This is a genomic window from Acinetobacter sp. ANC 5600, assembly GCF_002018395.1.
In the GTDB taxonomy this organism is placed as follows: domain Bacteria; phylum Pseudomonadota; class Gammaproteobacteria; order Pseudomonadales; family Moraxellaceae; genus Acinetobacter; species Acinetobacter amyesii.
Genome location: NZ_MVKW01000001.1, coordinates 26,915 through 53,798, shown reverse-complemented (window position 1 = coordinate 53,798; position 26,884 = coordinate 26,915). Strand labels below are relative to the sequence as shown.

Here is a 26,884-nt window from a genome sequence, read left to right as displayed (position 1 = left end):
ATAAAATAAAACAATGATTTCATAAATGTTGTTGAAACCGATGTCATTAAGCGCTTGAATAGCATCATTCGATTTTGACAAAAATAACTGAGTCATGACAACACAAGCTTCAGGATGGAAATCTGCTTTTACTGCATTTTTAGACCGACGTGCGCTGATTATGCTTTTTCTTGGCTTTTCGGCCGGTATTCCAATTTTACTGATCTTTTCCAGTTTATCGCTTTGGTTAGGTGAAGCAGGAATTGATAAAAGTGCAGTGACTTTTTTTAGTTGGGCAGCGCTTGGTTATTCGTTTAAGTTTGTTTGGGCGCCATTAATTGATGAGTTACCTGTGCCATTTTTAACTAAACAACTTGGACGTCGCCGAGCATGGTTATTGATCGCTCAGGTTCTCATTATCTGTGCAATTTGTATCATGGCATTTTCAGATCCTGCTTTAGGACAAAGCTATATTTACCAAATGGCCGCTGGCGCTGTATTGCTAGGTTTTTCTGCCGCAACGCAAGATATTGTGATCGATGCGTATCGTATTGAGTTGGCAGAAACTGAAATGCAGACCGTTTTAGCTTCGACCTATAATGCAGGTTATCGTATCGGCATGATCGTGGCAGGTGCAGGGGCGTTATTTTTGGCGGCATATTTAGGCACGGCCAAAGGTAACTATATTTATGAAGCTTGGAAATATACTTATCTTGCAATGGCTGCTGTAATGGTTATCGGTATTATCACAACTTTATCGATACGTGAGCCGCAGGTTGACCGTGTACAAAAGCATTATAAACGAACCGACTATTATCGTTTAGTCGCTGTATTCTTTGCTGCGGTGGTTGCTTTTGTTTTGAGTTATATCTATTCCGGCGTTGCGGTTGAAAGTTTGAAAGAGCAGTGGCAAATTTCAGACTCATTTGCATTGTTCTGTTTAGAGGCTGTGCGCTTTATTGGTTCAGCGGTGGTTGCTTTTGGTATCGGTTCAGTTTTAGTGAAATCAGGTGCTGTAAATAAGCAGATGGCATTTGAAACTTGGGTTAATCCAGTTGCAGATTTCTTTAAGCGTTATGGTCTAAAACTGGCTTTAGTGTTGTTGTTACTTATTGGTTTTTACCGTATTTCCGATATTATCGCCGGCGTCATTTCTAATGTGTTTTATCAAGATTTAAACTTCACCAAAGAGCAGATTGCTGAAGCTGTAAAAGTCTATGGTGTGATTTTCAGCTTGGTTGGTGGCTTCCTTGGTGGTTTGCTAGCGCAGCGCATGAACATTATGAAATTAATGTTTGTCGGTGCGATATTAGCAAGTTCAACAAACTTGATTTTTATCGGCCTAGTCAAATCAGGTCAGCCATTGAGCGATGTCACTGTAAATGTAGCAGGGCAGCAATATACAGCGACGCCGGATGACACGGGAGCTTGGGCAGTTCAAATTCCAAAAGCAGTCTTGGCTGGAGATCAAAATATTAAAGTCACTGCGGATTATCAGTCGAAGAATCAACATCCAGTACAGGTGAGTTTGCCGTATCTGAATAATGCTTTTTCAAACTCAGCAATGATGTTGCTGCCAGTGACTTCAGATAACACGATTTCAGCTCAAGAGACTGCAAATAGTATCGTGGTCCGTGGACAATACTTGGCAGGCGAGTTAAAAGAAAATCAAAAAATTCAAATTATTTTGGATGCTAAACCATTCGACGCGAAGCTTGATAAAACTGGTGTTTTTAGTGCTGCAATTCCAGGTCAAGCGCTCGAAACAGCAAAGCAAAAAACATTAACGGCTCAACTACTAGAAAATGATGTAGTGAAAAAGAGTGTCGATTTAACATATCAAGTGAATACATCAGCCAATATGTCAGGTGTACTTGGTGTTGATATTCAAACGATTAACTTAGCAAGTGCTGAACAGAATGTGGACATCAAAGGAAAGGTCATTAAGCCTTATAGTTCGCTGTGGTTATATTTCGCGATTATTGTTGATAATTTGGCGTCAGGACTTGCAGGCGCGGCGTTTATCGCATTTTTATCGAGTTTAACCAGTGTTTCTTTCACAGCTGTTCAATATGCTATCTTCAGTTCATTAATGACCTTAACCCCTAAAATTTTAGGCGGTTATTCTGGTACGATTGTGACCAATATCGGTTATCCGAAATTTTTCTTGATGACGACTTTAATTGGTATTCCGATTTTAATTTTAGTAGTTTGGGTCGCTAAACTATTGAAAAAGCATGAACAGAAATCTAGTTTATAATTCAATTTGAATTAAAAAAGCCTATTCAGTTTGAATGGGCTTTTTTATTCTAAGCGTGTAAATAGCCTAAGCAAATCTATGATTTAGGGCGTGGATATTTGAAATGAGTGGGTATATGTGCTCTAGAGTTAAATTGAACTTTGCATGTTAAATCCCTATAGTATTCAGACATAATGATAGATTTAGGAAACTCGATTATGCGCATGCTGCATACCATGTTACGTGTAGGCAATTTAGAGCGTTCATTGGCGTTCTATACTGAAGTACTCGGTATGACTTTGCTTCGTAAGCGTGATTATGAAGAAGGTCGTTTTACTTTGGCATTTGTGGGCTATGGTGATGAAGAAAATCATACTGTACTTGAGTTAACGCATAACTGGGATACGGAGAGTTATGAATTGGGTAACGCTTATGGCCATATTGCTATTGCAGTAGATGATGCCTACAAGGCTTGTGAAGAAATTAAAGCACGTGGCGGAAACGTGGTACGTGAAGCAGGACCAATGAAAGGTGGTGTGACCGTCATTGCCTTTGTTGAAGATCCCGATGGCTATAAAATTGAGTTGATCCAACAAGACTCAAATGCACGAAATAATTAATGTGCAATCATTAATATAAAGTCATCTGTAATTCTGAATATTCTTATTTATAAATTTTTTTGCGTTGAGCTCACTATCAACGTTTAAAATAATGAATATATCGGAGAAAAGCTGGCTTTATTTATATGGCCCAGTAAGATGAAATTTACTCAATGGTAAATTTAGCTTATTGGGCATTTTTTTTGCCGATGAGCTTTAAAGGGAAATTTGTACAGGATGTTGTTATGCTGAAAATGTTGGCTTTGGATCGTTTTACCATTCTACTTTTTGTAATGGTCATACTTGCGACTTTTTTGCCTGTCAGTGGACAAGCTGCAGAAATCTTTGGCTATATAACCACGGCTGCAATTGCCATTTTATTTTTTCTCCATGGTGCAAAGTTATCTCGTGAGGCTGTTGTTGAAGGCATAATGCACTGGAAGTTGCATGCTTTAGTTTTTGCTTTTACCTTTGCATTATTTCCATTACTGGGTTTGATGGCGAAACCAATCCTTGTGCCGATGTTAGGGCAAGAGTTGTATTGGGGCTTTTTGTTTATGTGCTTTTTACCTTCGACAGTACAGTCTTCCATTGCATTTACTTCGGTAGCACAGGGTAATGTTGCTGGTGCAGTCTGTAGTGCATCATTTTCAAATATTATTGGTATGTTTATTACCCCAGTGATGGTGGCCTATTTTATTCTCGGCCAGTCACAACATAACTACGATCCGACAGCATCTATTATTCAAATTACGCTGTTATTACTCATTCCCTTCATTTTAGGGCAGCTCCTCCGTCCTTGGGTGTTTCCTTATATGAAGAAAATGCCAAAAATCGTGAAGGTATTTGATCAGGGCTCAATTTTGATGGTGGTCTATGGTGCATTCAGTAGTGCAGTGGTGGCAGGGTTATGGCATCAAGTGAGTGGTATGACTTTATTCCTATTGATTGTGGCGTGTTCTGTCTTGTTAACAATCATTATGTTATTGGCGCTATACGTACCGCGTTGGTTGGGCTTTAGCCGAGCTGATCAAAAGACGATTTTCTTTTGTGGCTCTAAAAAAACCTTGGCAAGTGGCGTGCCCATGGCACAAATTTTATTTATTGGGCAGCCGATGGGGATGATAGTTTTACCAATTATGATCTTTCACCAAATTCAGTTGATGGTCTGTGGTGTGATTGCCAACCTTTGGGCAAAACAAAGCCGTGGGCAAGAATAAGGGCGAGATGAATAGGTCCTTTTAAAATACCTTATATAGATGAAAAAAAAATCATGAAAATTAAACAAGGTGTCTTTATTTTATTCTTCGGTATGAACACAGTCGTTCATGCCCAAGAGGATTTATCCGTAAATAGTAACCGTGATGTCATTGAAAAAATGCCGCTCATCAGCCTGCAGCCCATGTTGGATTTTTGTCGTGATCGACAACCACAGATGAATACGGAATTAGATCAGGCTTATCAAGCTGCCAAGCTAAAATTAATTGCTGCGGTTCAGGCTGTCCGTTTTAATGGTGTAGAGCCATTAAAAGCAAAAGATGTTGATCAGCCCGTCGATGCACAATTTAAACAGCAGCTTCAAGGCATTTTAGAAGGCATGAGCAAATCATTACAGCCAGTAAATGCAGCGACGTTTTGTCCTGCATTTATTGAAAAATTAAACCATTTTGATCAAGCCCAATTTCAGCGTACAGTCGAATTACAATATCAAAAATACTTAGAACAAGCTCAACCTAAAGAGTAGAGCGATTCAGCCTTGAATATCTATTTATTAACAATGAAAAATCAGCTATAATTTGCCCCAACTTGTTGTGCTTAGCTCTGACGGTATCCGTCTCGGTGGGCCAAAAGAATGGTCTGTTATGGTGTTGGTCTGCTTTTTTAAGCCTTCCTTGTAGTGATGCAAGAGTGATCAATTGCGATGACAGCTAAACCTTCTTAAATCTTAGGAGTAATCGACGATGCGCGCCGATATTCACCCAAAATATGAAACTTTAGTTGCTACATGTTCATGTGGTAACGTAATTGAAACTCGTTCAGCTCTTGGTAAAGAAACTATTTACCTAGACGTATGTTCTGCTTGTCACCCATTCTACACTGGTAAACAGAAAAGCGTTGACACTGGCGGTCGTATCGACAAATTCAAACAACGTTTTGCTGGTATGTCACGTTCTATCAAACGTTAATATCCAAAACGAAAAAACGGGCTTTATGCCCGTTTTTTTTGTGCCGATAAAAAGATAAACCTTAAATCGGCAATGTTCAGAACCTTATTGGTCCTGAACATCGATGAGATGATCGAGTTTCTTTTGGAAATAATCACCTTGAATAAAACGAGCTTCTACATTCCAAGCATTGGCAAACAGTGTCATGTCATTTAATTCACGTAGCATGATTTCAACAGTTTTGATTTCATGATAAGTGGTAATTTTTTCTTGCAGCTCTTGGCATGACTTGTCGTTTGCAAGCATTTGGGTCAAGCTTGAATCTAATGTTAAGCAGTGAACATCCATTTGACGTAATAATGATTCACTAAACATCGAATGACCAAAATTACGTAAAGCCAGTTCGGCACCATTTTTACGAAGTTCAACAAATGCTTTTTGAGCGGCATCGATATTGAGCTGAATGTCTTCTTCTGCAAATTGTAAAATTAACGGATTTTTCAATTTACTACGAATAATCGTAATCAGTTTCGAAATAAACTCAGGGAAGGTGCGGTCGTTATATAGCACTTCTTTGTTCAGGTTAACGATTAATTTCGCTTCAGGGAACTGAGTGATGAAGTTGTGTAGTTGTTTACACGATTCAACCAAGATCCAACGATCCAATTTAATGGATAGCTCTGAGTCTTCAGCCAATTCACGTAGTTGGGCGATATCTTTCCATTTATTTTCAAAAATAAAGCCGCTGGTTACTTCATAAGTATAAAGATGTGAATCTTCTTTATCATACAGTTGCTGATATTTAAGATGAATTTCACCGCGTTCTAAGCAGTTGCGAAGGGCCTTGATAACAGGAGCTTCATCACTAACGACAATCGGCGCAATTTGTGCTTCTGGTGTACCAAAATCCAAACTTGGTATGTCAATTTCTAATGGAATAGTTAAATCGATTTCAGGTGCTTGTTGGTTGGTTGGTAGCGCAGTATTAAAGGCTTTCGCAATAAAGGTATCAAAATGTGCTTCATCACGAATATCGCTGTCTAAAACACTGTATCCTATGCGTAAATTTAATGGATAAGTTTCATTGTTTACACTGAGTAATTGAGGTTTGCTCAGGGTATTAAGACCAATCAATTTAGACTCAAGTTTGAGCTGATTATCCGCTTGGAATAAGGCAACGATTGCACCATTATCTAAACTAAATAATGGAGCATGAGTCTGATCTTTCAAGAAGTCTTTAATATTGGTGAAATAGCTCTTATAGGTATTCCAATCTTTTTGAAAAATCGCATCAGAACAAGAAGCCAATGTAAATAGAACCAATGCATTTACATTAGCAGGTTGCTGGCCAATGGTGCGGTTGAGTTGTTGAAATGCTTTTGGTTTTTGTGGGCTAGCTTCAACTGGAGCGTTGCTTACAGCATTGCTGCTTTGACTGCCAATTTCAATTGCGAGCTGTAAAGCATCTTCTTCAGCCGCGGCAATAAATTCGAGTTTTAGTGGGTTTTGCCCAGCCACTGCGATATTTTGTGAAACGAGATCAAAACGTCCTAAATCGAGCTGCCCTTGGCTAATTTTTTTAAAGCGTTGTTTAAAATCGTTGAGGTCAGTAGGTTGTAATAGATCGAGTAAAGGCAGACCAATTACATCATCTTCATTTTTTAGACCAAACAAAGTGAGATATTCAGCATTGGCTTGAATGTGAATGCCTTCTTGAATCACGGCAACCGCTTTACGACTATCTTCAACTAAAGACTGGGTTTGGATTTGAGCTGTTTCGAGCTCTTCCATTAAATGTTGCTGCGATTGTTGTAGGCGACTAAAGGATAAAGCACGGATTAAACCAAAATAGAAACTCTCAGGTTCAGCAATATCGACAATGTCATAAATCCCTTTTTTGACTAAACTTGCATATTGTTCTGCTTGATAGTCTTCGGGTTTAAGTAAAATAATCGGTAAATTTGGTTGGCTCGATAGTTGAACTAAACTTAAAGCTTGTTCATATTTTAAATCATAAGCACGTCCAAAAATGATCAAGTCCCAATTGAGATTCAGCTGTTTTTCGAAATTTTGTAAATCATCAAGTAATATGGCATGAACTTGATGTTCGCTGTCTGTCAATAAATCACGTATCTGGTTAAAACGTATTTGATTATCATCAATAATGAGTAATCGAGTTTCCGTACGTTTTAGTTTTTTGGATAGTAATGGATTTCTCACTTTAATGCTTCCCATAAGTCGTTATTTTTGATCTCATTGCTCTGTTTCGCAATATAGTCTTTAACGACATTTTCTTGCTCTTCATTCAATAATTCATATTCAAAGCGAATAAAGCTTTGCGTCACCAACTGCGCTTTGGTGAGATAGACTTTGATGTCTTCTTTGCCTAAGCGAAGGTGGATCGTTTGTTTCTCTCGGAAGAGATTTGCCCCAGGTAAAATTAAGGTCGTAGACACTTGATCAAGTTGTGTGGTCTGTACCAATAAAGCAGGTTGATGATTTGTTGTATTGCGGTCGGTACGAATATGGGCTGAACATGGATACAAATCTTGAGCCAGTACTTCGAGACCCAATTCCAAACTTTTTTCAGCCGATTGTTTGATCCAACGAACAACACCGCCACGCCATTGGCTTTGAGCATTTTCTTGGATCAAAATAAATTCGCCGGTTTTTAAATTAGCAGGGGTAGGGCCAGTCCATTTAATGCGATAACCATTCACACTAATATCTAATACGTCAGCGGTATGAATCTGTTTTGCTTCACGATCTAGCGCTTTCGCATTAGTCATGCCTGTTGGCATATTTGAATCATGCGAATTGACAAAAGAGGCTTCATTGTGGAATTGATAATTGCCTTCCAAATCTAAAGTTTCGTGGAAGTTTTTACCTTTAGAGAGATAGAAATGCGCCACCATTAAGCTAAAGCAAATATTAATTTGCGCAGAATATTCATAACGTTCATGACGACGTTCAGTGTTGTTGGTCAAAATATTATGAATATGGAAATATAGCGCTGGAGTTAAAAATAACTTTTCATTTTTAGATAAATAATTGGCATTTCTAGTTTGCGTTTCGGTCAAATGATCGAGCAAGTTTTGCGTTGAAATGTATACATTGGCTTGATAAGACCGATCTTGTTTTGAGTTATAAATCGGTGGGTGATCTTTTTTCGTGTCTACAACATAGCGTGAAAGCGTGGTTTCTTTCGGTAGGATTTGAACCAATTTTGCCCAGTCAAAGCTACATAAATACAAACCTTGGATTTCAGCAGGGCGAATCTGATGATTATTGAAAATATCTAATAAGATTAATTGTGCATAAGCTTGAGCAATATTTGCAATTTGATGTTGAGTACCCAGTAACTGATTGACATTACTTTGATAGAAATTGTGTTCAATGGCACATTCAATCAGTTGATGTGCCGCAATCCATTGACCTGCAGTCGGGGTGGCATACAACATATGTTGTTGATACAACAATAGTGTCAGTTGTTGCAGTGCATAGTAAATCGACGCAATTCGAGCGGTTTGTAAGCTTTTTTTATGGCCGAATGAAAAAATCGAAAACTTTTGTTGATTAAGCTGCTGATTACATCGTTTGGCAATATCAATATAGATTTTGGCAAAGTGGCTACGTAATAACATGGCCAATTCAATGATTTGGTCATTACGATCCGTGGTAATGAGGCTCTGATTGGTAAAGTGCTTTTCTAAACTGGTAAGCACACTTTCCAAAGTTGGATGAACAATCTGAACCAAATCAAAACGTAGCATTTCTTGGCACTTGAGCTCAGAAATTTCTAGCAACGCATTAAACAGTGCTTTAGATGAAGTACCTAATTGTAAAATTGAAATGCCATTTAACCACTCTTGTAGTCCTTTGGCATTGGTAGGACAAAAGCTCAGTTTATCCAGCTTTAATTCAGTCGGATGTTGAAACGTATCTGAAGTATGCGTGGTCATCTTTATTATTTAACTCAAAAAGTTGAAGCCCCAAAAAGCGGTGTCTTGTTTTTTTCGCCCGCTATTTCCCGTACAAGTTTAGGAACCAAATAACCAGGTAGGTTCTCTAAAACTTTTTTATAAATTAAATCAATATCCTGAGCTGGTGTATCAAAATGATGAGCACCTTTTACTTTATCCAGAACATGCAAATAATATGGCATTACACCTGCGTCGAATAAGCGGTAACTTAAATCGACTAATACTTCTGCAGAATCATTAACCCCTTTTAATAAGACTGCTTGGTTTAGCACGGTGATTCCTTGTTTGACAAGCTGTTGAAGCTGGCTGCACGTGAAGTCATCTAGCTCTGATGGATGATTTGAGTGTACCACTAGAATAATGCGTAGCCTACTGTTTTTTAAAATAGAAACCAGCTCTTCGTCGACACGGTTGGGGATTACGATAGGAACTCGTGAATGAATTCTCAAAAATTTAATTTGTGGCAAAGTCGATAAACGTTCAATCCACACTTGAAGTTTACGATTTGATAGTGTGAGCGGGTCTCCACCACTTAAAATCACTTCATTAATATCGGGTTGTTGTTCAATATATTGTTTAATGTTTGGCCAATCGTCATTTTTAGGCAGGTTTTCTTGGTATGGAAAATGACGGCGGAAACAATAACGGCAATGGACCGCGCAGGCACCGGTTAAAGTCAGTAAAAAACGAGACTTGTACTTATGTAATACCCCTGGCTGTTGGTTAGCCTGCTCTTCACCTAAAGGGTCGGTGACAAAACCGGCGTGTTCTTCAAGTTCCAAATGATGCGGTAGAACTTGGAGTAAAAGCGGATCAAGCGGATTACCTTTTTGCATTTTTTCGACAAAAGCGCGCGGCACACGTAGGCGAAACTCATCTGCTGCGAACTGAGCACCCGATAATAACTGATCATGCGAAAGTTCTAATACATCGAGTAATTCTTGAGGATTTGTTATCAAATCACTCAATTGTGTTTGCCAGTTTTGCTCTTGAAATAAATAGTTTATCATGCCGATTGTTTAAAAAATGCAGAAAGGTGAGAAGGGAATATTGCTGAAATTAATGCGTCGAACTTTGATGTTTAAGCTGAAAAAATTCCGATAAAGCTTAGAACGGATGAAGCCTACGAAACATTTATTAAGTTTCAGTAAACAGCAATTTTACCTGTTTGTGGGCATTGTATAAACAAAGTTCTTTAATGTCTGAGTGTAAGTTAAGCAGCTTGACCCCTTTTATGGGGATTTTTTCGTTGCGACATGGTGCATTGGTCATTTAGAATACGCAATATCACATTAATGTGCATGTGGCAGCCAATGTTACAGTCAGTACTTGCTAAATGACATGTTACAGCCCATAGCATCTATAGATTAAAGTTAGTAAGTTTGGAGTGAGCCAGTCATGGCCTATTATTCTACGAATGATTTCAAGTCAGGCCTTAAGGTCATGCTTGACGGTAACCCATGTTCAATCATGGAAAACGAATACGTAAAACCAGGTAAAGGCCAAGCTTTTAACCGAGTAAAATTACGTAACCTTAAAACTGGTAAAGTTTTAGAAAAAACTTTCAAATCTGGTGATTCACTAGAAGCTGCTGACATCCAAGAAGTTGAAATGAACTACTTGTATAACGACGGTGAAATGTGGAACTTCATGGACCCAGAATCTTTCGAACAAATCGCTGCTGATAAAGTTGCTATGGGCGACGCGGCTAAATGGTTGAAAGATGACTCAAATGAACTTTGCACAATCATGCTTTGGAACGGTGTTCCTTTAACTGTGAGCGCGCCAAACTTCGTTGTATTAAAAATCGTTGAAACTGATCCAGGTGTACGTGGTGATACTTCAGGCGGTGGCGGTAAACCGGCTAAGCTTGAAACTGGTGCAGTTGTACGTGTTCCATTATTCGTACAGCAAGAAGAAAGCGTTCGTGTAGACACTCGTACTGGTGACTATTTAGAACGTGCATAATGGTTTAAAAATAGACTATTATCGAAAGGGATGAAGTGATTCATCCCTTTTTTTATACCTATTGGTTTAAATTTTTATTCCAAAGTATTAGATGAAAAAACCTATAACAGGAGTAGAGTTTCAAGGGAAGAAACAGCAGTACCTCGAACAAGAAAAATCAAGCTGATTTATTTCAACATTTATGAGGGATTGAGATGGAAAACATTCAACCGAAGTCAGGAATGGCTTCGAAGATTATCTGGCTGTTTGTAGCCATTCTAGGTGCCGTTTCATTCGGCATACTAGCACTCAGTCGAGGCGAGCATGTCAATGCAGTTTGGCTGATCCTTGCAGCAATCTGTGTGTATAGCATTGCATATCGTTTTTATAGTTTATTTATTGCCAATAAAGTCTTTGAACTGAATGAGCGACGTTTAACGCCTGCTCATCGCTTAGCTGACGGTTTGGATTATGTGCCGACCAATAAAAGTGTTCTATTTGGTCACCACTTTGCCGCGATTGCAGGTGCAGGTCCTTTAGTCGGACCAATCCTTGCTGCGCAAATGGGTTATTTGCCGGGAACAATTTGGCTCTTGGTGGGTGTTGTTCTCGCCGGTGCGGTTCAAGACTTTTTAGTCTTATTCATCTCAACGCGTCGTGATGGTCGTTCACTCGGTGAAATGGCAAAACAAGAACTTGGCTCATTTGCCGGAATCATCGTGATGCTTGGCGCACTTGGTGTGATGATCATCATTCTTGCGGTACTTGCTTTGGTGGTTGTAAAAGCGTTGACCAATAGTCCGTGGGGTGTCTTCAGTATCGCTGCCACTGTACCGATTGCGATTTTCATGGGTATATATATGCGATTTATCCGTCCGGGTAAAATTGCAGAAGTGTCGATCATTGGTTTTGTACTGATGATGGCTGGGATTATCTATGGTGGCGACATTGCACAGCATCCGTACTGGGGGCCATTCTTTACACTTTCAGGTACTGAACTAACTTGGTGGTTGATTGGTTATGGTTTCGTGGCATCAGTATTACCTGTTTGGTTACTGCTTGCACCACGTGATTACCTATCGACCTTCTTAAAAATTGGTGTTATTGCAGGTTTAGCAATCGGGATTATGTTTGCTTTACCTGAAATGAAAATGCCAGCGGTAACGCATTTTATTGATGGTACAGGTCCTGTATTTGCTGGTTCAATGTTCCCATTCTTGTTTATTACCATTGCCTGTGGTGCGATTTCAGGTTTCCATGCGCTCGTTTCTTCAGGAACGACACCGAAGCTTGTGAATAATGAAAAAGATATTCGCATGATCGGTTATGGCGGCATGTTGATGGAGTCTTTTGTTGCGATTATGGCTTTGGTCTGTGCAACGATTCTTGAGCCTGGTGTGTATTTTGCGATTAATGCACCAGCAGCTGTGATTGGTACAACGGTTGAGTCCGCTGCAGAAGCAGTTCGTACATTAGGCTTCGTGGTAACACCTGAAGCATTGACCTTACTTGCACAAGAAGTGGGTGAAAATTCGATTCTGTCTCGTACAGGGGGTGCACCAACATTTGCGATTGGTATGGCACATATCATTACGGAAATTTTTAATAACCGTTCAATGATGGCGTTCTGGTATCACTTTGCGATTTTATTCGAAGCACTTTTCATTTTAACGGCAGTTGATGCGGGTACGCGAGCGTGTCGTTTCATGGTGCAAGATACTGTGGGTATCGTGATTCCTGCTGTTAAAAACTCACATAACTTCTTCGGAAATCTGTTAGGTACAGCGGTGGCTGTTGCAGGTTGGGGCTTCTTCGTTTACCAAGGCGTGGTTGATCCACTCGGCGGTATTAATAGTTTATGGCCGCTATTTGGTATTGGTAACCAAATTCTTGCTGCAATGGCATTGATCTTGGGTACAGTGATTTTATTCAAGATGAAAAAACAAAAGTATGTTTGGGTGACAATTATCCCAACATTATTCTTGTTTATTACTTCAATGACCGCTGGTTGGCAGAAGATTTTCCACGAAAATCCAAAGATTGGTTTCTTGGCTCAGGCAGATCGTTTTAATGCAGCCATTGCGAAAAATGAATTGTTGGCACCTGCGAAAACCATGGCTGAAATGCATACGGTTGCATTGTCGAATCAAATCAATGCCGGTCTTTGTGCATTCTTTATGATCGTGGCATTTGTGATGTTATTTGCAGCGATTGGTGTGGTGCGTCGTGCCTTGGCAAATCCAAATCCATCGGTGAATGAAGCCGAAGCGATTTACCGTGACCCAGCTGAAATTAATCCGTCAAATTCAGCACATTAATAGGGGAATATGAATGAACCTGAAGTTTGCAAAAAGTGGAAAAACGGTGATTTATAAAATCATTAAAATGACCATTATGTCGCAGAAGGATTTAATTCTGAACCCGAAAAATTGGTCACGTATTGCGACGTTGTGGCAACGTTTACAGCAAAGCTTCCGCCTGATGGTCGGTGTGCCAGATTACCAAAACTATTTGGAACACATGGCAAAACATCATCCTGATTTGGAAGCGATGGATGCAAAAACATTTTATCGTCACTGTGTAGATGCACGTTATCCATCAGCTGGTGGTGACATGAAGAAGTGTCCTTGCTAATGCAGTGACTCGAGCCAAAAATCTAAGAAAAAAGCGTTCTTCGGGACGCTTTTTTTATTGCTGATTTGTGATCAGTCGAAGCGAAAACAACCCTTTTGTATACTCAATAAATATCAAGCGTATGTATTAAAAGTAATGAACTGGGTATGGCTTGGAGATAAACACTGTATTTTTAAATAAAACCCTGTATGTTAGTCATTCATTTAACTTTTTTATTGGGGAATAAAAGGTGTTTTGGGGATCAGAGAAAAGCCAACAAAATAATACATCAACGCTTTTAAGTGAGCAGAGCCTTGCGCCTTTTTACCCGAAAATAAATATATTCCTCGAACAAATTAACCAAATTATTTTGGATAAAAATCAGCAAACCAAATTGGCTTTAGCTTGTCTATTGGCAGGCGGGCATGTGCTATTTGAAGACTTACCTGGTTTAGGAAAAACGACATTATCTAGCGCCTTGTCACATTTGGCGGGATTAAAGTTTCAACGGATTCAATTTACCAATGACATGCTGGCCAGCGATGTGATTGGGGTAAATATGTTTAATCAAAAAGAACATCATTTTGAGTTTAAATCTGGGCCGATTTTTACCCAAATTTTATTGGCAGATGAAATCAACCGTTGTAGTCCAAAGACCCAAAGTGCTTTATTGGAAGCGATGGAAGAGGGGTATGTGACGGTTGATGGTGTGCGATATGCTTTGCCTCAACCATTTTGGGTGATTGCGACACAAAACCCTTTATTTCAAAGTGGTACTTATGCCTTACCTGAGTCCCAGTTGGACCGATTTTTAATGCGTTTGTCTTTAGGTTATCCATCGCGTCAGGCAGAGAAATTATTACTCCAACAAACTTCACGCCATGATCTGATTGCGGCATTAGTACATATCTTTAATGAAGCAGAAATTTTACAACTACAAGGCTTTGTCGAGCAGATACATCTGAGTGATCGTTTGATGGATTACATTTTGGATCTTGCTGCTGAAACACGTAAAGGGAGACATGGTCTTTCTACGCGTGGTGTTTTAGCCTTAAAGAAAGCTGCGCAAGCCTATGCGCTGATTGAGCAGCGAAATTATGTGAATCCTGACGATGTGCAAGCGGTGTTTGCAGCTGTGGTATCTCATCGAATTGGGCTGTCAGATCTTGAAGCCTTTAAGCTTTTAGAACAAGTTTCGATTCAATAAAGGAGTTGAACCTTGGCTTCGATGTGGCAGCAATGGATTGAACGTCGATTTAAAATTGATCAGCATAAACAGCTGACCCAAAAAGACGTCTTGATCTTTATCTATCAGCAAGGCTACTTGTATTTGGTGTTAATTTTCATCACCTTTATTGCAGGTGTGAATTATGCCAATAATTTGATTCTAGGCTTTTGCTTTTTAATTAGTGCTGTACTGTGTATTAGTTTCTATATTACTTTTAAGCAGCTTCATGCGTTACAGATTCAAATAAATGTTGTTGATACACCGCAAGCAGGTGAATTACTTTCGGTCGATATTTACTTTAAACAAGATGCTGAACAGGCTAGATATTTGTGGATTAAAACGGAAAATCAGCTACATAAATTATTTTTCAATACGCAACAGCATTGCTTTCAATTAAATTTTACAACCAGCCAACGCGGTGTTTTTCAGATTCCACCTATACAAATTTATAGTGTTTATCCCTTTGGTTTGGTTTGGGCCTGGACGTATTTGTACGTACAGCAACCAGCGTGGGTTGCACCTCAAGCCAGTTGGCATTCCGTTGAAAATAAGCAACAACAGCAAAACTTTGAACCTGATCTTGATGAATTTCGCGAATTACGGAGTTTTCAGACGGGGGATTCACTTCATGCGGTGTCTTGGAAACAAGCAGCACGAGGACAAGGCTTATATGTGAAAGTCTTTGAACAATATGAAGATCTAAAGAAATTGGAGATTCATTATCACCATATGCCAACTCAAAGTCATGAAGAAAAACTTAGCCTTATGATGGGTTTGGTCGAGCAGGCTGAGCAAAATCACGATCAATATGCACTGTATTTACCTAATTCTGAGTTGTCCTCAGGCAATGGGCCACTGCATTTTTCCGAAGCTAAACGGTTATTGGCGCAGGCTTGATTTATGATTGAAAATACCATAAGCCGCTCCATACTACTCACTTTAGCTTTGGTGCTCATTGCGCAAATGCTTTATATACCAGTGGTGACATCATTAGTATTTTTAGTCATTTGGCTTATTTTATTACACAATACCCGCGCCAGTAAAAAACCATTTTCTAAAATTTTAACCTATGTGCTGACATTGATAGCTTTATTCAGCATTTACATAAGTCATAAAACCTTTATTGGTGTTGATGCAGGGGTTACAGTACTTAGTACATTTTTATTTGCTAAATCTTTAGAAACAAAAACACGTCGTGATGTAATTATTTTATTTAACTTTGCGATGTTTGTGATTGCCAGTAGTTTTTTGTTTAGCCAGTCTTTTGCCATGGCATTGGTCATTTTGTTGGCGTTGTTGAGCTGCTTTATTGGATTATACCGTTTACAGACCTTTGGTTTTAGCCAAAACTCAGTCGGTGAAGTACAAGCGATTAAACAAGATATTGGGCATGTGGGTAAATTTATTGCCTTAGCTGTTCCATTCTTTATTTTACTGTTTCTCTTTTTTCCACGCCTGCCGCCGCTATGGCATATTCCTATTCCTGAAAATAAAGCCACAACAGGAATCAGTGACAGCATGTCTCCCGGCGATATTGCTGAGTTATCACAGTCGAGTAGTTTGGCTTTTCGTATAATCGGTGATATTCAAGCCTTGCCACCTCGTACAGAGCTGTATTGGCGGGCGATGGCATTAGATGAATATGATGGTTCTAAATGGACCAGTCATTTTTTTAACCAGAACGTTATACAGCTGAATCCAGACGATTTAAAACCCAAGCGGACATTAAATTATCAATATTTGGCTGCCGACCCAACTGTGATGTGGATTATGTCGTTGGAGCAATCCGTTCCCAATGAAGCACGTTTTGCTTTAGGTCAAGATGGTCGAATTACACCCTACCGATTAACAGCACGTACACAGCCGATTCAACTAAAATGGTTAGGAAGTGCAGAGCCGCCACAAATAAAAAATGTATCTTTACTTGAAAAAATAAACACTCGCTATGTTGAACACTTGGATGTTCAATCACAACAATTGGCCCAAACTTTATGGCAGCGAAGTCATCAAAATCCTGAGCGTTATATTGCCGAAGTTTTGCAATGGTATAGACAAAATCGTTTTGCATATACCTTAAGCCCAGGTGTATTGGGGCAAAATCGGATAGATGATTTTTTATTTGGATCAAGACAGGGCTTTTGCGAACATTTTGCTTCGAGCTTTGCAATGTTGATGCGCTATGTGGGTGTTCCATCGCGTATTGTTGTGGGATATCAAGGTGGTCAATTAGCACCAGATGGAAAAAGTTGGGAAGTTCGTCAACTTGATGCACATGCGTGGACAGAGGTTTATGTCAATCAACATTGGCGTCGTATTGATCCGACGGCCATGATCGCACCGCAGCGTATCGATGGTGGGATGCAGGATTATATGGAACAAGATCGGACAATTTTTGGGAGCCAGCAGTCGACTTGGGCCTATCAACAATTTTCGATGTTGAAAAAAGTCCGTGTATGGAGTGATTATGCGAGTTACCAATGGCAAAGCAAGGTGGTGGGTTATAATGCTGAATCACAGCAACAATGGTTTAAAAAGCTCGGGGTAAATTCTGCTTATGCAGTTGTTTTAATTCTTATTTTGAGTATTGGTGGCATTGTAGCATTATATTTTATATGGATTTTGTGGAAAAAAAGAAAAAGTTTAAGCCCTCTTGAAAGAGAAATTACCAATTTCGCAAAGAATTTACCCTTGAGCCAGCAAAAATTGACTTCTGAAAGTTTTCGGCATTGGCTACAACGTTTGGCTGAAAATGTACCTGAACAGGAAAGGGCGGCATTTGAACAAGTTATAATGTTATTTGAGCAGGAAGTATATGTTGGTACTGCGCTAAGTTGTCAAGATATTCAATGTTTTAAGTTGTTGCTCAAAACTTGTACGCAAAGTTTAAAAAACTCAGAAAAGAGCTTGTCATAAAAAATAAAAATGAATATGATTCTACGCATTCTAGGTTTATAGCTCAGTTGGTTAGAGCGCTACGTTGACATCGTAGAGGTCACCAGTTCGAATCTGGTTAAACCTACCAAGATATCAAGGACTTATAAGTAAATCAGATGCTTATAGGTCTTTTTTTATGCCTGTTTCTTACTAAACTTATAACTTAAAATTGGGAAAAACCTCCAAAAACGCCAATTTCCCAAAGAAATGCGTCAAAAAAACGTCAAAATAACAATTTGTTGGATTAGTTTTTGAACTAGTGTTTAAATTAGAAAGATTGAATAATTTTAAATATTTAGAGAGTTATGACAAGATTAAGACAAATAGCCTCTGTAAAAGGGGAATTAGTTAAGAAATCAAGAGAAGCCGCTTTAGCCGCGGTACAAATATTCAATAATCCTAGTATGTCTTTTAAGGCAGAGTCTTACATAGTGTTAATGAATATTGCATGGACTTACTTATTACACGCATATTTCAGAGCCAATAAAATTGAATATCGTTATTTTGATAATGCTAGGGGCAGAAAAAGATTTCATAGAACCAATAAAGGCGCTTATAAATACTGGGAGTTGGAAAGATGCTTAAATTGTACCGAGAATCCAATCGATCAAGATACAGCAAATAACCTTAGGTTCTTAATTGGATTGAGACATGAAATTGAACATCAAATGACTAATAAAATTGATGATCTGCTTAGTGCTAGATTTCAGGCTTGTTGTTTAAATTATAATGAATATCTTAAAGACTTTTTTGGCAGAGAGTTGGGTATAGAAAACCATCTTTCATTTAGTTTGCAATTTTCATCAATTGATACAGAGCAAAAAGAAATGTTAATGGATCAAGATGGGCTACCAAAAAATATTGCTTCTTATATTATGGATTTCGATAAATCTTTAAATGATGATGAGTATGCGAATCCTAGATATGCATATAGGATACTTTTTATTCCTAAAACAGCGAATCGTCGTGGTCAGGCCGATAAGGTGATTGAATTCGTTAAATCAGATTCTCCATTAGCAGTTGGTCTTAATAAAGAGTATGCCGTTATTAAAGAAACAGAAAAGGCAAAGTTTCTACCCAGCCAAGTGGTCTGTAAGATGAAAGAAGAAGGTTTTGATAATTTCACAATGCATAGCCATACTCAGCTTGTTAAAAAATTTGATGCAAAAAACCCAGCAAATGGCTTTGGTACAATGGTTGCTGACAAGCACTGGCATTATTATGAGAAATGGATTCAATTAGTACGAACAGAGTTAAGTGCTAATCTATAATGCGACAAGTATGCGTCAAATTGATATTAAAATATTGATATAAATCAGTTAAATCTGACTTTGACATCGTAGAGGTCAGCAGTTCGAGTCTGCTCGTATTTATAAGTATATTCAAATTCTTACAATAAAGTAGACGTTTGTAAGCTTTTTACACATTAAATAAATATTAAAATTTATCGTTAGTTCTAATAGAAGGGGATACTGAGTTTAAGTATTTTTTTTTTTAGATAGCCTTAAATACTTATGATATATCTTATTAAATTAATTAAGCCAATTAACATGTCAGAGCACTATAAAATGAAAAAATAAAATTTAAAGTGATTTTTATATATATTATAAAATTGTTAATTATTTTAATTCAAAAGATTGGAATAGATATTGCAAAGCCCAAATCAATTATTCAGACTTTGCGAATTAAATTGAATCTGATCAATGATAATTAATAACCATTACTTTACGGTTTTGATTTTCTGTGTTCTCAATAGAAATATCCGCAGTCTTGGATGTTTGTTTGTTCAATGCAGAATTCGCACTAGAATCTTGTTGAATCTTCAGTTTTATAATTGCTTTATTCAAATCTAAACAAGCCTGTTCTGTCGACTGCTGTGCACAGGTAAATTCTGAAATTGTTCCGTTAAAATTGATTTGCTCAGCATGGCAAAGCGGCCCAACGCCACAAAATACAATTGAACCAATTAAAGTTATATATTTATTTAACTTCATCTCTTTTCCCCATTATTGAGATGTTTAGTTAAATAAATACACGTCTATATTGTTAATAACAAGAAAAATTCATTCAATGCATAAAAAAAACTTATAAAGAGTGATTTGCATCAAATTAATCATATTCAATTGTGACGGTTGCCATACCTCGAACTGTTCCAGGTGAAACAGTTGGCTCAGTTTGATAATAGCGCGCCTTCATTGGCACATTATATTGCAGCGTTTGATTAGAACTTAGTGTACCAAGCGCTAGTTTATCGCCTTTGGCAATGACCTTGTTTTGATTTTGATAATTCCAAAGTATTTGTGTACCGACACCGCGTGCACGGGTATTTGCAGGTGCATCATTATTAATGACTTGATTATTGGTATTTGCCGCAGCATTGTAATCAAAGCTTAAACTGATTTTATTGCTTTCTTCATATCCTGTTGGGTTTTTACCGCCATTGCACAGAATATTTAAATCAAATGCTTGTTCACCTTGAGTAGAACCTACACCTTTAAAGTCTGCTTTATTAACAGTAGGTAATTGGACCACTTTATTTATGTTGCCTTGGATTTCACATGAAGAAGAGGCAATGGTAATCGCATTACCATAAACTGTACTGGTCAGTAGTGGCTTGTTCGCATAGCCATTTACATAATAGCTGCTGTATTGACCAGGGACTAATGTGCCAGAACCTGTTGTAGGTGCAGTTTTTACAATTTCGACCACAAAATAGCCATTCGCTAAGTTGTAAGTAGTATTTCTAGACAAAGCGCGTGAATACGGATAGTAGCCTGAAAATCCTGAAGCACCTTCAGCTTCACGATAGAGCCGAATGCCAATGCCGGGAATATTAGTATTGTAAATAGAGTTGCCAGATGGACTGAGTGTAAAGCCCTGACTTAACACAGCATTGATTGTAGATGCAGTACCGCTATCACATCGGATGGTAGATCCATTTGAAGATATTGGAAAAGTGGCTTTTCTTAATATTGTACCCACCGCATCACTTGGACGAACAACAACTCGGCCGACAGACATACTGACATCTTGCGATCTGAATCCAGATTGTGGTGTACACGCAGCAAAAGCTTCAGACAGACCAGCCGTTCCAGCGAGCAGCAATAGGGTATTAACAATTTTCATTTTCATTGGCATACACCTTCAGTCGTGATCATGGTGAGATTTTTATCTTCTGCTTGTTTTGTCACATCGTATTGAATGCGGCATTGCTCAGTATCTTCATCGCCCCATTTGATGGTGACAGTATCCGCTGTTTGGTTGGTACGCAAATAAACCATGCTACCTTGTGCAACCATGCCGACATTTTCACCTTGAGAGCTATATGCTTCAGCTGCAAATGGTAGGGTTTTACCTTCTGAGGTTAAACCATGAATATAAATAGCTTTACCGGATTTTGTTGCAAAGCTAACTTGTGAAATTGCACCAGCATACGGCGCGATACGTTGGCTGGTTTCTTCTAATTCTACATTGGTCGACATATTTTGTGGATCAAGCGTAATGTCATTTAAACGGTATGGTGTTACATATGGAATAACTGCATAGCCTGATTTATTGATACTTAATCCTGTTGCGTTATTTACTTTAGCACCTGCTGCTTCAGGTGCGTAAACCAAGACCATGGTTTGCCCTTGGTCTGGGCCAAACAGTACACCTTTAGAATGTGCAACTACATTACCGCGTGCAGAAAGCATTGCTTGCTGATACTGATCAGAAACACTGTATGAACCACCCACAGTAGCAAAGTTAGTGCGGTACTGAGCGTTGACGTTCATGCTCGGATTACTACCATAAGTATCTGAAACAGAAGTACCGTAATTGAATCTGTCACCGACCGTACCGCTCATGCCAATAGTTGTGCTGTCTTGTGTGGTAATTGAGTTGAAATTGACTGAATTTTTCTTAAATGTCCAAGGCAAGGACAGCGTCAACATATACTCTGTATCATTGGTGGTGCGCTTAGTTGCTGTATCTTCGACCACACGTTTAATCGCAGATAAGCCATAAGTTAAACTGCTATAAGTATTGCTGTAGCCAATTTGGTATTGGCGAGTTGTTTCCTGACGGTTCCAATAGTCTACCCAAGAGCCAGTGGCATAAACGTTGCCCCATTTGTCTGGCAAGCCTTGGTTTAAAGTAATTTGAAATTCACTTCGCTGCTTACCAACATGACTTGAACTGATACTTTTATCGTCCAAATCTTGGATCATTAAAGCATCGCGCAGTTTATAAAAGTTTTCAGTCGAGTAGCGGTAAGCGGCTAAAGTTAAGTTGGTATTCGTTGGCGTAATAAGTTTACTGTAACTTAAACGGTAACTTTGCCCACTTTCGCTATCACGTTTTTTGAAATCAGCTTGAGAATGGGTCACGTCCAGTGATATTGCACCAACAGGTGTAGCGAAGGCACTGCCCAAGGTCAGAGCAGTATAGTTTTCTGCACTTTGTACACCAGTAAAAGCCGTAATGTAGTTGTGTAAACCCCGCTGATATTTTGCCTGCACAATCCAAGGATCAAGATCAATGTCTTTATCACGGAATTGACCAGCAGTGATCGAATAACGGCTCATGCCCGGGCGCAGCATTTGTACAACAGATGCATAAGGAACCTTAAAACGCTGAATTTCACCGCTAGCTTCCAAGATAGCAACTTCAAGTTCACCGCCAAAACCTGTAGGGTAGAGGTCATTAATTTCAAAGTTGCCCGGCGCTACAGTTGTTTGGTAAATCAGCTGACCTTGCTGGCGTACTTCCACTTTTGCATTGGTTTTTGCATTGCCTCGAATACGCGGTGCATAGCCAATCATGCTGTTTGGCAGCATACGGTCATCACTGGAGATATCTACACCGCGATAACCGAATGAATCGAAAATTTCGCCATCGGTATAGCTGTCACCTAAAGTCAGTACGGCTCTATATTTAGGAAATGCGCGCTGTACATAAGTGCTGACAGCATCATAACTGCTTTGGCTTTCGGATGGATTTTCATTGTTACTTTGGTCGCCATCCTGCCATTGCCATTGTCCGTTATGTCGAAATTGCCAACCTGCAAGATTGGCGCCTGCATTTATAGAGGTAAACGCATTTGTGCGTTCTTGACGGCCTTGCATGCGGTCAAATGTTTTGTAAGCGCTGGCATTGTATGAAAGAAAAGCAGCATTGATTCCACGATCCCATACACTTGGATCTACATAACCTTGCGCATTTTTTTGCATGGCAATTTGTGGAATTGAAATATCAATACGCAGGCGAGAACTGTCATATTCATAATAGGCATCATCAATCCATTGCTCAATTTTTTGACATGGCGCTACATTCGGAAGTGCATCAGCTGTTTTTTTTAAAGCATCAGGCTTTACGCCATATTGAATCAGGCTATTTTCAGAGAAACAGGTAAAGGCATTTTCTTTATTATCTAAGGCTTTAAATACGATACGATGCTTGCCAAACCAGTTTCCATTGACATAGACATCAAGATTATATTCGCCAGGCAAAATTGGATTGCCAAATTTAAAACGCTCAACATCGATTTTTTTTGCGTCGCCAATTAAAAAAGCTGAGTCAAACTCTGCTTCTTCAGCAACAGTTGGCTTTACTTCGGTTTCAGCTGCATGAACAAGAGCAGGCATGCTGAGTGTAATAACGCCGCGAGCAATATAATAGCTGATGTGACGTTTAACCCATTTTAGACTTTGTTGTTTTTTTTGCATGAAACTGTCCGCCTATTCATTGGAAATAGGTGCTTTTAAATGAATTTACTTTTGTTTATTTGAAGCTATTGCACTTTAATTGGTAATTCCACACGTCCACCGTAGTCATTAATACTGGTGAAAACCATTTTTGAAGTATTCGCTGTTTTTAGTGCTACATGGTCTTCAGAAAAAGGTTTAAGCATCAAGCCTTCATTAATTAAGTCAATACGTTTACCTGCATTGTCTTGATTAATTGAGGTCAGCGTAATATGAAATGGTGTCGGATTTTTCACATTTAGCTGATTACCTTGTACAGACCATTGAAGCTTAGATGGCGCAGTGCTTACATCATCTTTTAGCTCACTCGGACGGTAAAAGAACTTGATACGTGAACGGATTGCCAGTTGTAAAAAGTTTTCTGGTACATCATTTACATTTTTTGCAGTCGGTTTTGGTGGAATATCTAAAATATTCAACCAATATAAAGTTTCTTGGGTTTTACTTAAGCTGCCTGCTTTAGGTAAGGCAGAAATACGTAAAGTTTGCCCTTTTTGACTATCTACCCGTGAAATAGGTGGAGTAATCATAAAAGGAGCTTGTGATTGGTCAGGGGTACTTGAAGCATTTCCTTCATCAATCCAAGCCTGTACTAGCGACGGTTTGTTGCCATTGTTACTCACTTGCAAAGTAATTTCACGCGCATCTGAAGGGTAAATGACACGTGTGCCGTGAATAATAATTTCGGCATTTGCAGCAGTAAAAGGGAACAGCCCAGCTAAAAGTGCAGTTTTGAAAAGGGAAGGCTTAAAGCGCATAACTTATTCTCACAAAGGGTATTTAATGAGTGAGCTGATGCAGCGAACTGCATCGGCTCTCAGTTGCAATAACGATTATTGGTAAATAATGGTGTATTGAACAGAAGTTGTTACTTTACCAGCAGTAGAAGCGTCAGTTGCGTAGTATTCTGCATAGTAGTTCAAGTCAGCAGAACCTTGGTCAGCAACGTCAACCCATTGTGAGTTTGTTTGCGCGCCATTAGCACCAGCTGCAAGAACTGGAACGAATAGATTGTTTGAACCTAAAAGTTGTACTTGAACGTTTTTCGCGCCAGCAGCATCTTGGTTGTTTAAGCGGCCTGAAGCAAAATCAACAGTTGCACCTGGTTCAAAATAAGTAGCAACTTTACCTTCTGAACAGTTTGCTAAGTTGATTGTGAACGGAGTACGGCCAGCAACATCACCTGCTTTAGCAAGAGTTTGCTTAGACACAGTAGGTAAAGTTACAGTGAAATCTTTACCTTGAGGGGTAACGATGTCACAAGTTTTATCTGTAACTAAACCATTGATAGTGATAGTGCCATCAGCAGCATTTGCAGCGCTGATACCTAGAATTGTTGTAGCAGCAATTAGAACGATCTTTTTCATTTTACTTTTCCCGAAAAAATAGGCTTTGTTTGTCATTGGTGGTGTACCGCTTTGGTAACAGAAGATTAACCGCTGATTTTAAAAATGTAAACCACGTCACATTAAATTTAAATTATGTGTTTTTATTGTTGAATTAAACTACAGTTGTATAGTTAGTTAATTTATAATTTATTATTATTTAAAATAAATGCTTATGAAGCCTTTTAATAAAAATTAAGAGTTTAATTAAGTGAAAAGTAATTTAAATATTTTTGTAAATTTACAGAGTGAATGGTCAAATCAACAAATTGATGACAGATTTATTAAAGTTTTAATTAATTAAAGTGTTATCGAGAATATGGTTGAATCAAATCTACTTATATGAAAGGTATTAACCGCGATCGTTTCCAATCGTAATTTAGCCTAATATAGACTCATAGGGGGAGAGTCGTAAATTCATCATGAGATGGAATTGGATGTAAATGCATCTATGTGCAAATACATCAATTTGGATATTGATTGTTTAAGTGATTAAGCCAAACTTCTTTGGCTCATATTTCTGCGTTTATGACTATATAGCAGTGCTTTATACAATGTATGCTATAGCGGATTATTTGAAACAAAAAAGCCGCATTCTATGCGGCTCTTAATTGAACAAATAAATTATGCATCTTCAGTTTCTAAAATTTCGAAGTCATGGGTAATTTCTACACCACCATCCATCAGCATTTTGCTCGCAGAACAGTATTTTTCAGCAGAAAGTTCAACCGCTTTTGCAACTTGCTTTTCCTTCACGCCATGACCAGTGACTACAAAGTGCAAATGAATTTTAGTGAATACAGCAGGAATAGTGTCGGCACGTTCTGCATTTAATTCACAACGAACATCAGTAATGTCTTGGCGTGCTTTCTTTAAAATCGTCACAATATCGAAAGATGCACAACCACCAAGTCCTGTTAAAATCAGTTCCATTGGGCGCGGACCACGGTTTTCACCGCCATATTCTTGTGATCCATCCATCATAACAGTGTGACCACTTTGAGTTTTTGCTTCAAAAGCAACATTCTCTAGCCAATGAACACTAGTTTGCATTGCAAGTCCCTAAAAAAAGCTATAAATTTACGCAGTACCTGTACACTAACATAAATTGAGTTGATAAGGAATTTCAACTCTTACGTGTGACAAGTTCACTTTAGGTCTTGTGCGATCTATAAATTATCCATATTCGGAAACTGTTAGCATGACTTCAAACTTTTCACAACTTAGCACAGATGCGCTATCTCCGGGGCAGTTACCTGAGTCGGTGAAGGCATTATTAAAACGTGCATATATTAATCGTTACCCAAAACGTACAACAATCATTGATGCGGGCTCAGAATCTAAATCTTTGTATTTAATTCTTAAGGGTTCAGTATCTATCATTTTACGCGAAGATGATGAGCGTGAAATTGTGGTTGCGTACTTAAATGCGGGTGACTTTTTTGGGGAAATGGGTCTATTCGAAGCAAATGCACAGCGTACTGCAGAAGTGCGTACGCGAGATGTATGTGAAATTGCTGAGATTACCTATGAAAACTTTCATGAATTAAGTAAACAATACCCAGACTTAAGTTATGCGGTATTTGCACAGCTTGTACGCCGTCTTAAAAATACGACGCGTAAAGTAACTGACCTTGCGTTTATTGACGTATCAGGTCGAATTGCACGTTGCTTAATTGATTTATCTTCACAACCAGAGGCAATGATTTTGCCGAATGGTCGTCAGATTCGTATTACTCGTCAAGAGATTGGTCGTATCGTGGGTTGTTCCCGTGAAATGGTTGGTCGTGTTCTAAAAACACTTGAAGAGCAAGGTATGATCGAAACTGATGGTAAAGCGATTCTAATTTTTGATGCATCGCTTGAAGAGAAAAGCCAATTGGCTTCTGACGATTTCGACGACGAAGAATAATCAGTCTTCCGAATCTAAAAAAAGCAAACTCAGGGGTTTGCTTTTTTTATGTCCATTCATTTCTCACTATTATAGCGGAAGCAACCTTTCTCACATTTTTTGACAAATAAACAGAAAATTATGATTTAAACAAAGCCGATATCTTATGTAAGC

At 38.7% G+C, this 26,884-nt stretch carries 22 protein-coding genes and 1 tRNA gene; 14 read left to right on the top strand and 9 right to left on the bottom strand.

What is annotated here, in order from left to right:
* The first annotated feature begins 94 nt into the window (after positions 1 to 94).
* The 5 genes from B1201_RS00235 to rpmE all read left to right on the top strand — a co-directional run bounded on the left by B1201_RS00235 (position 95) and on the right by rpmE (position 5,003).
* Positions 95 to 2,239: an AmpG family muropeptide MFS transporter gene (locus tag B1201_RS00235; protein WP_078191834.1), complete on the top strand. Its 2,145-nt coding sequence runs from the start codon at positions 95 to 97 to the stop codon at positions 2,237 to 2,239.
* Between the two features lie 197 nt (positions 2,240 to 2,436).
* Positions 2,437 to 2,838 carry a lactoylglutathione lyase gene (gloA, locus tag B1201_RS00230; RefSeq protein WP_078191833.1) on the top strand — a complete coding sequence of 134 codons (402 nt, stop codon included), beginning with the start codon at positions 2,437 to 2,439 and terminating at the stop codon, positions 2,836 to 2,838.
* A 224-nt stretch (positions 2,839 to 3,062) separates the two neighbouring features.
* Positions 3,063 to 4,037 carry a bile acid:sodium symporter family protein gene (locus B1201_RS00225; RefSeq protein WP_078190167.1) on the top strand — a complete coding sequence of 325 codons (975 nt, stop codon included), beginning with the start codon at positions 3,063 to 3,065 and terminating at the stop codon, positions 4,035 to 4,037.
* Positions 4,038 to 4,090: 53 nt separating this feature from the next.
* Positions 4,091 to 4,561 carry a hypothetical protein gene (locus B1201_RS00220; protein ID WP_078191832.1) on the top strand — a complete coding sequence of 157 codons (471 nt, stop codon included), beginning with the start codon at positions 4,091 to 4,093 and terminating at the stop codon, positions 4,559 to 4,561.
* Positions 4,562 to 4,778: 217 nt separating this feature from the next.
* On the top strand, positions 4,779 to 5,003 hold the full coding sequence (rpmE, locus tag B1201_RS00215) for a 50S ribosomal protein L31 (RefSeq protein WP_078190165.1): 225 nt from the start codon (positions 4,779 to 4,781) through the stop codon (positions 5,001 to 5,003).
* An 84-nt stretch (positions 5,004 to 5,087) separates the two neighbouring features.
* Here rpmE and B1201_RS00210 read toward each other — a convergent pair whose 3' ends face one another.
* The 3 genes from B1201_RS00210 to epmB are packed head-to-tail and all read right to left on the bottom strand — an operon-like array spanning position 5,088 to position 9,975.
* Entirely contained in the window at positions 5,088 to 7,217 is a 2,130-nt protein-coding gene (locus B1201_RS00210; RefSeq protein WP_078191831.1) for an EAL domain-containing protein, read from the bottom strand.
* Complete coding sequence (locus B1201_RS00205) at positions 7,199 to 8,944, bottom strand: GTPase (RefSeq protein WP_078192380.1); 1,746 nt, start codon at positions 8,942 to 8,944, stop codon at positions 7,199 to 7,201. Before B1201_RS00205 ends, B1201_RS00210 begins: the two co-directional genes overlap by 19 nt.
* Positions 8,945 to 8,958: 14 nt before the next feature.
* The gene (gene epmB, locus B1201_RS00200) at positions 8,959 to 9,975 is read right to left on the bottom strand and encodes an EF-P beta-lysylation protein EpmB (protein ID WP_078191830.1); all 1,017 of its coding nucleotides are present in this window, start codon (positions 9,973 to 9,975) and stop codon (positions 8,959 to 8,961) included.
* A 388-nt stretch (positions 9,976 to 10,363) separates the two neighbouring features.
* Here epmB and efp point away from each other — a divergent pair, with 388 nt between their 5' ends.
* From efp to B1201_RS00160, 8 genes are all read left to right on the top strand, one after another.
* Positions 10,364 to 10,933 (top strand): elongation factor P, encoded by a 570-nt coding sequence (gene efp, locus B1201_RS00195; protein WP_067762759.1) that lies wholly within the window; start codon positions 10,364 to 10,366, stop codon positions 10,931 to 10,933.
* Between the two features lie 194 nt (positions 10,934 to 11,127).
* A complete protein-coding gene (locus tag B1201_RS00190) occupies positions 11,128 to 13,230 on the top strand; it encodes a carbon starvation CstA family protein (protein ID WP_078191829.1) in 2,103 nt (700 codons plus the stop codon).
* A gap of 13 nt (positions 13,231 to 13,243) precedes the next feature.
* Positions 13,244 to 13,546, top strand: coding sequence for a YbdD/YjiX family protein (locus B1201_RS00185; RefSeq protein WP_078190160.1), 303 nt, complete (start codon positions 13,244 to 13,246; stop codon positions 13,544 to 13,546).
* A gap of 229 nt (positions 13,547 to 13,775) precedes the next feature.
* Positions 13,776 to 14,732 carry an AAA family ATPase gene (locus tag B1201_RS00180; RefSeq protein WP_078191828.1) on the top strand — a complete coding sequence of 319 codons (957 nt, stop codon included), beginning with the start codon at positions 13,776 to 13,778 and terminating at the stop codon, positions 14,730 to 14,732.
* A 12-nt stretch (positions 14,733 to 14,744) separates the two neighbouring features.
* Positions 14,745 to 15,650: a DUF58 domain-containing protein gene (locus B1201_RS00175; RefSeq protein WP_143221640.1), complete on the top strand. Its 906-nt coding sequence runs from the start codon at positions 14,745 to 14,747 to the stop codon at positions 15,648 to 15,650.
* Between the two features lie 3 nt (positions 15,651 to 15,653).
* Positions 15,654 to 17,666, top strand: coding sequence for a transglutaminaseTgpA domain-containing protein (locus B1201_RS00170; RefSeq protein ID WP_078191826.1), 2,013 nt, complete (start codon positions 15,654 to 15,656; stop codon positions 17,664 to 17,666).
* A gap of 32 nt (positions 17,667 to 17,698) precedes the next feature.
* Positions 17,699 to 17,775: transfer RNA gene (locus tag B1201_RS00165), tRNA-Val, on the top strand.
* A 217-nt stretch (positions 17,776 to 17,992) separates the two neighbouring features.
* Positions 17,993 to 18,958 (top strand): DUF3644 domain-containing protein, encoded by a 966-nt coding sequence (locus tag B1201_RS00160; protein WP_078191825.1) that lies wholly within the window; start codon positions 17,993 to 17,995, stop codon positions 18,956 to 18,958.
* Positions 18,959 to 19,387: 429 nt separating this feature from the next.
* Here B1201_RS00160 and B1201_RS00155 read toward each other — a convergent pair whose 3' ends face one another.
* The 6 genes from B1201_RS00155 to B1201_RS00130 all read right to left on the bottom strand — a co-directional run bounded on the left by B1201_RS00155 (position 19,388) and on the right by B1201_RS00130 (position 25,872).
* Positions 19,388 to 19,681 carry a hypothetical protein gene (locus B1201_RS00155; protein WP_078191824.1) on the bottom strand — a complete coding sequence of 98 codons (294 nt, stop codon included), beginning with the start codon at positions 19,679 to 19,681 and terminating at the stop codon, positions 19,388 to 19,390.
* Positions 19,682 to 19,796: 115 nt separating this feature from the next.
* Entirely contained in the window at positions 19,797 to 20,819 is a 1,023-nt protein-coding gene (locus B1201_RS00150) for a fimbrial protein (protein WP_078191823.1), read from the bottom strand.
* Positions 20,816 to 23,395: a fimbria/pilus outer membrane usher protein gene (locus B1201_RS00145; RefSeq protein WP_078191822.1), complete on the bottom strand. Its 2,580-nt coding sequence runs from the start codon at positions 23,393 to 23,395 to the stop codon at positions 20,816 to 20,818. Before B1201_RS00145 ends, B1201_RS00150 begins: the two co-directional genes overlap by 4 nt.
* Positions 23,396 to 23,460: 65 nt before the next feature.
* The gene (locus tag B1201_RS00140) at positions 23,461 to 24,192 is read right to left on the bottom strand and encodes a molecular chaperone (protein ID WP_078191821.1); all 732 of its coding nucleotides are present in this window, start codon (positions 24,190 to 24,192) and stop codon (positions 23,461 to 23,463) included.
* Positions 24,193 to 24,267: 75 nt separating this feature from the next.
* A complete protein-coding gene (locus tag B1201_RS00135) occupies positions 24,268 to 24,801 on the bottom strand; it encodes a fimbrial protein (RefSeq protein WP_078189196.1) in 534 nt (177 codons plus the stop codon).
* Positions 24,802 to 25,443: 642 nt separating this feature from the next.
* Positions 25,444 to 25,872, bottom strand: a complete 429-nt coding sequence (locus tag B1201_RS00130) for an OsmC family protein (protein WP_078191820.1) — start codon at positions 25,870 to 25,872, stop codon at positions 25,444 to 25,446.
* 148 nt (positions 25,873 to 26,020) lie between these two features.
* On the opposite strand from B1201_RS00130, the gene crp reads away from it, so the two are divergent.
* Complete coding sequence (crp, locus tag B1201_RS00125) at positions 26,021 to 26,731, top strand: cAMP-activated global transcriptional regulator CRP (RefSeq protein ID WP_078191819.1); 711 nt, start codon at positions 26,021 to 26,023, stop codon at positions 26,729 to 26,731.
* The last annotated feature ends 153 nt before the right edge of the window (positions 26,732 to 26,884 follow it).

Bases quoted from the DNA above. Each gene is read 5' to 3' on its own strand.
- B1201_RS00235 (WP_078191834.1), top strand. From the start codon at position 95: ATGACAACACAAGCTTCAGGATGGAAATCTGCTTTTACTGCATTTTTA.
- gloA (WP_078191833.1), top strand. From the start codon at position 2,437: ATGCGCATGCTGCATACCATGTTACGTGTAGGCAATTTAGAGCGTTCA.
- B1201_RS00225 (WP_078190167.1), top strand. From the start codon at position 3,063: ATGCTGAAAATGTTGGCTTTGGATCGTTTTACCATTCTACTTTTTGTA.
- B1201_RS00220 (WP_078191832.1), top strand. From the start codon at position 4,091: ATGAAAATTAAACAAGGTGTCTTTATTTTATTCTTCGGTATGAACACA.
- rpmE (WP_078190165.1), top strand. From the start codon at position 4,779: ATGCGCGCCGATATTCACCCAAAATATGAAACTTTAGTTGCTACATGT.
- B1201_RS00210 (WP_078191831.1), bottom strand. From the start codon at position 7,217: ATGGGAAGCATTAAAGTGAGAAATCCATTACTATCCAAAAAACTAAAA.
- B1201_RS00205 (WP_078192380.1), bottom strand. From the start codon at position 8,944: ATGACCACGCATACTTCAGATACGTTTCAACATCCGACTGAATTAAAG.
- epmB (WP_078191830.1), bottom strand. From the start codon at position 9,975: ATGATAAACTATTTATTTCAAGAGCAAAACTGGCAAACACAATTGAGT.
- efp (WP_067762759.1), top strand. From the start codon at position 10,364: ATGGCCTATTATTCTACGAATGATTTCAAGTCAGGCCTTAAGGTCATG.
- B1201_RS00190 (WP_078191829.1), top strand. From the start codon at position 11,128: ATGGAAAACATTCAACCGAAGTCAGGAATGGCTTCGAAGATTATCTGG.
- B1201_RS00185 (WP_078190160.1), top strand. From the start codon at position 13,244: ATGAACCTGAAGTTTGCAAAAAGTGGAAAAACGGTGATTTATAAAATC.
- B1201_RS00170 (WP_078191826.1), top strand. From the start codon at position 15,654: ATGATTGAAAATACCATAAGCCGCTCCATACTACTCACTTTAGCTTTG.
- B1201_RS00160 (WP_078191825.1), top strand. From the start codon at position 17,993: ATGACAAGATTAAGACAAATAGCCTCTGTAAAAGGGGAATTAGTTAAG.
- B1201_RS00155 (WP_078191824.1), bottom strand. From the start codon at position 19,681: ATGAAGTTAAATAAATATATAACTTTAATTGGTTCAATTGTATTTTGT.
- B1201_RS00150 (WP_078191823.1), bottom strand. From the start codon at position 20,819: ATGAAAATGAAAATTGTTAATACCCTATTGCTGCTCGCTGGAACGGCT.
- B1201_RS00145 (WP_078191822.1), bottom strand. From the start codon at position 23,395: ATGCAAAAAAAACAACAAAGTCTAAAATGGGTTAAACGTCACATCAGC.
- B1201_RS00140 (WP_078191821.1), bottom strand. From the start codon at position 24,192: ATGCGCTTTAAGCCTTCCCTTTTCAAAACTGCACTTTTAGCTGGGCTG.
- B1201_RS00135 (WP_078189196.1), bottom strand. From the start codon at position 24,801: ATGAAAAAGATCGTTCTAATTGCTGCTACAACAATTCTAGGTATCAGC.
- B1201_RS00130 (WP_078191820.1), bottom strand. From the start codon at position 25,872: ATGCAAACTAGTGTTCATTGGCTAGAGAATGTTGCTTTTGAAGCAAAA.
- crp (WP_078191819.1), top strand. From the start codon at position 26,021: ATGACTTCAAACTTTTCACAACTTAGCACAGATGCGCTATCTCCGGGG.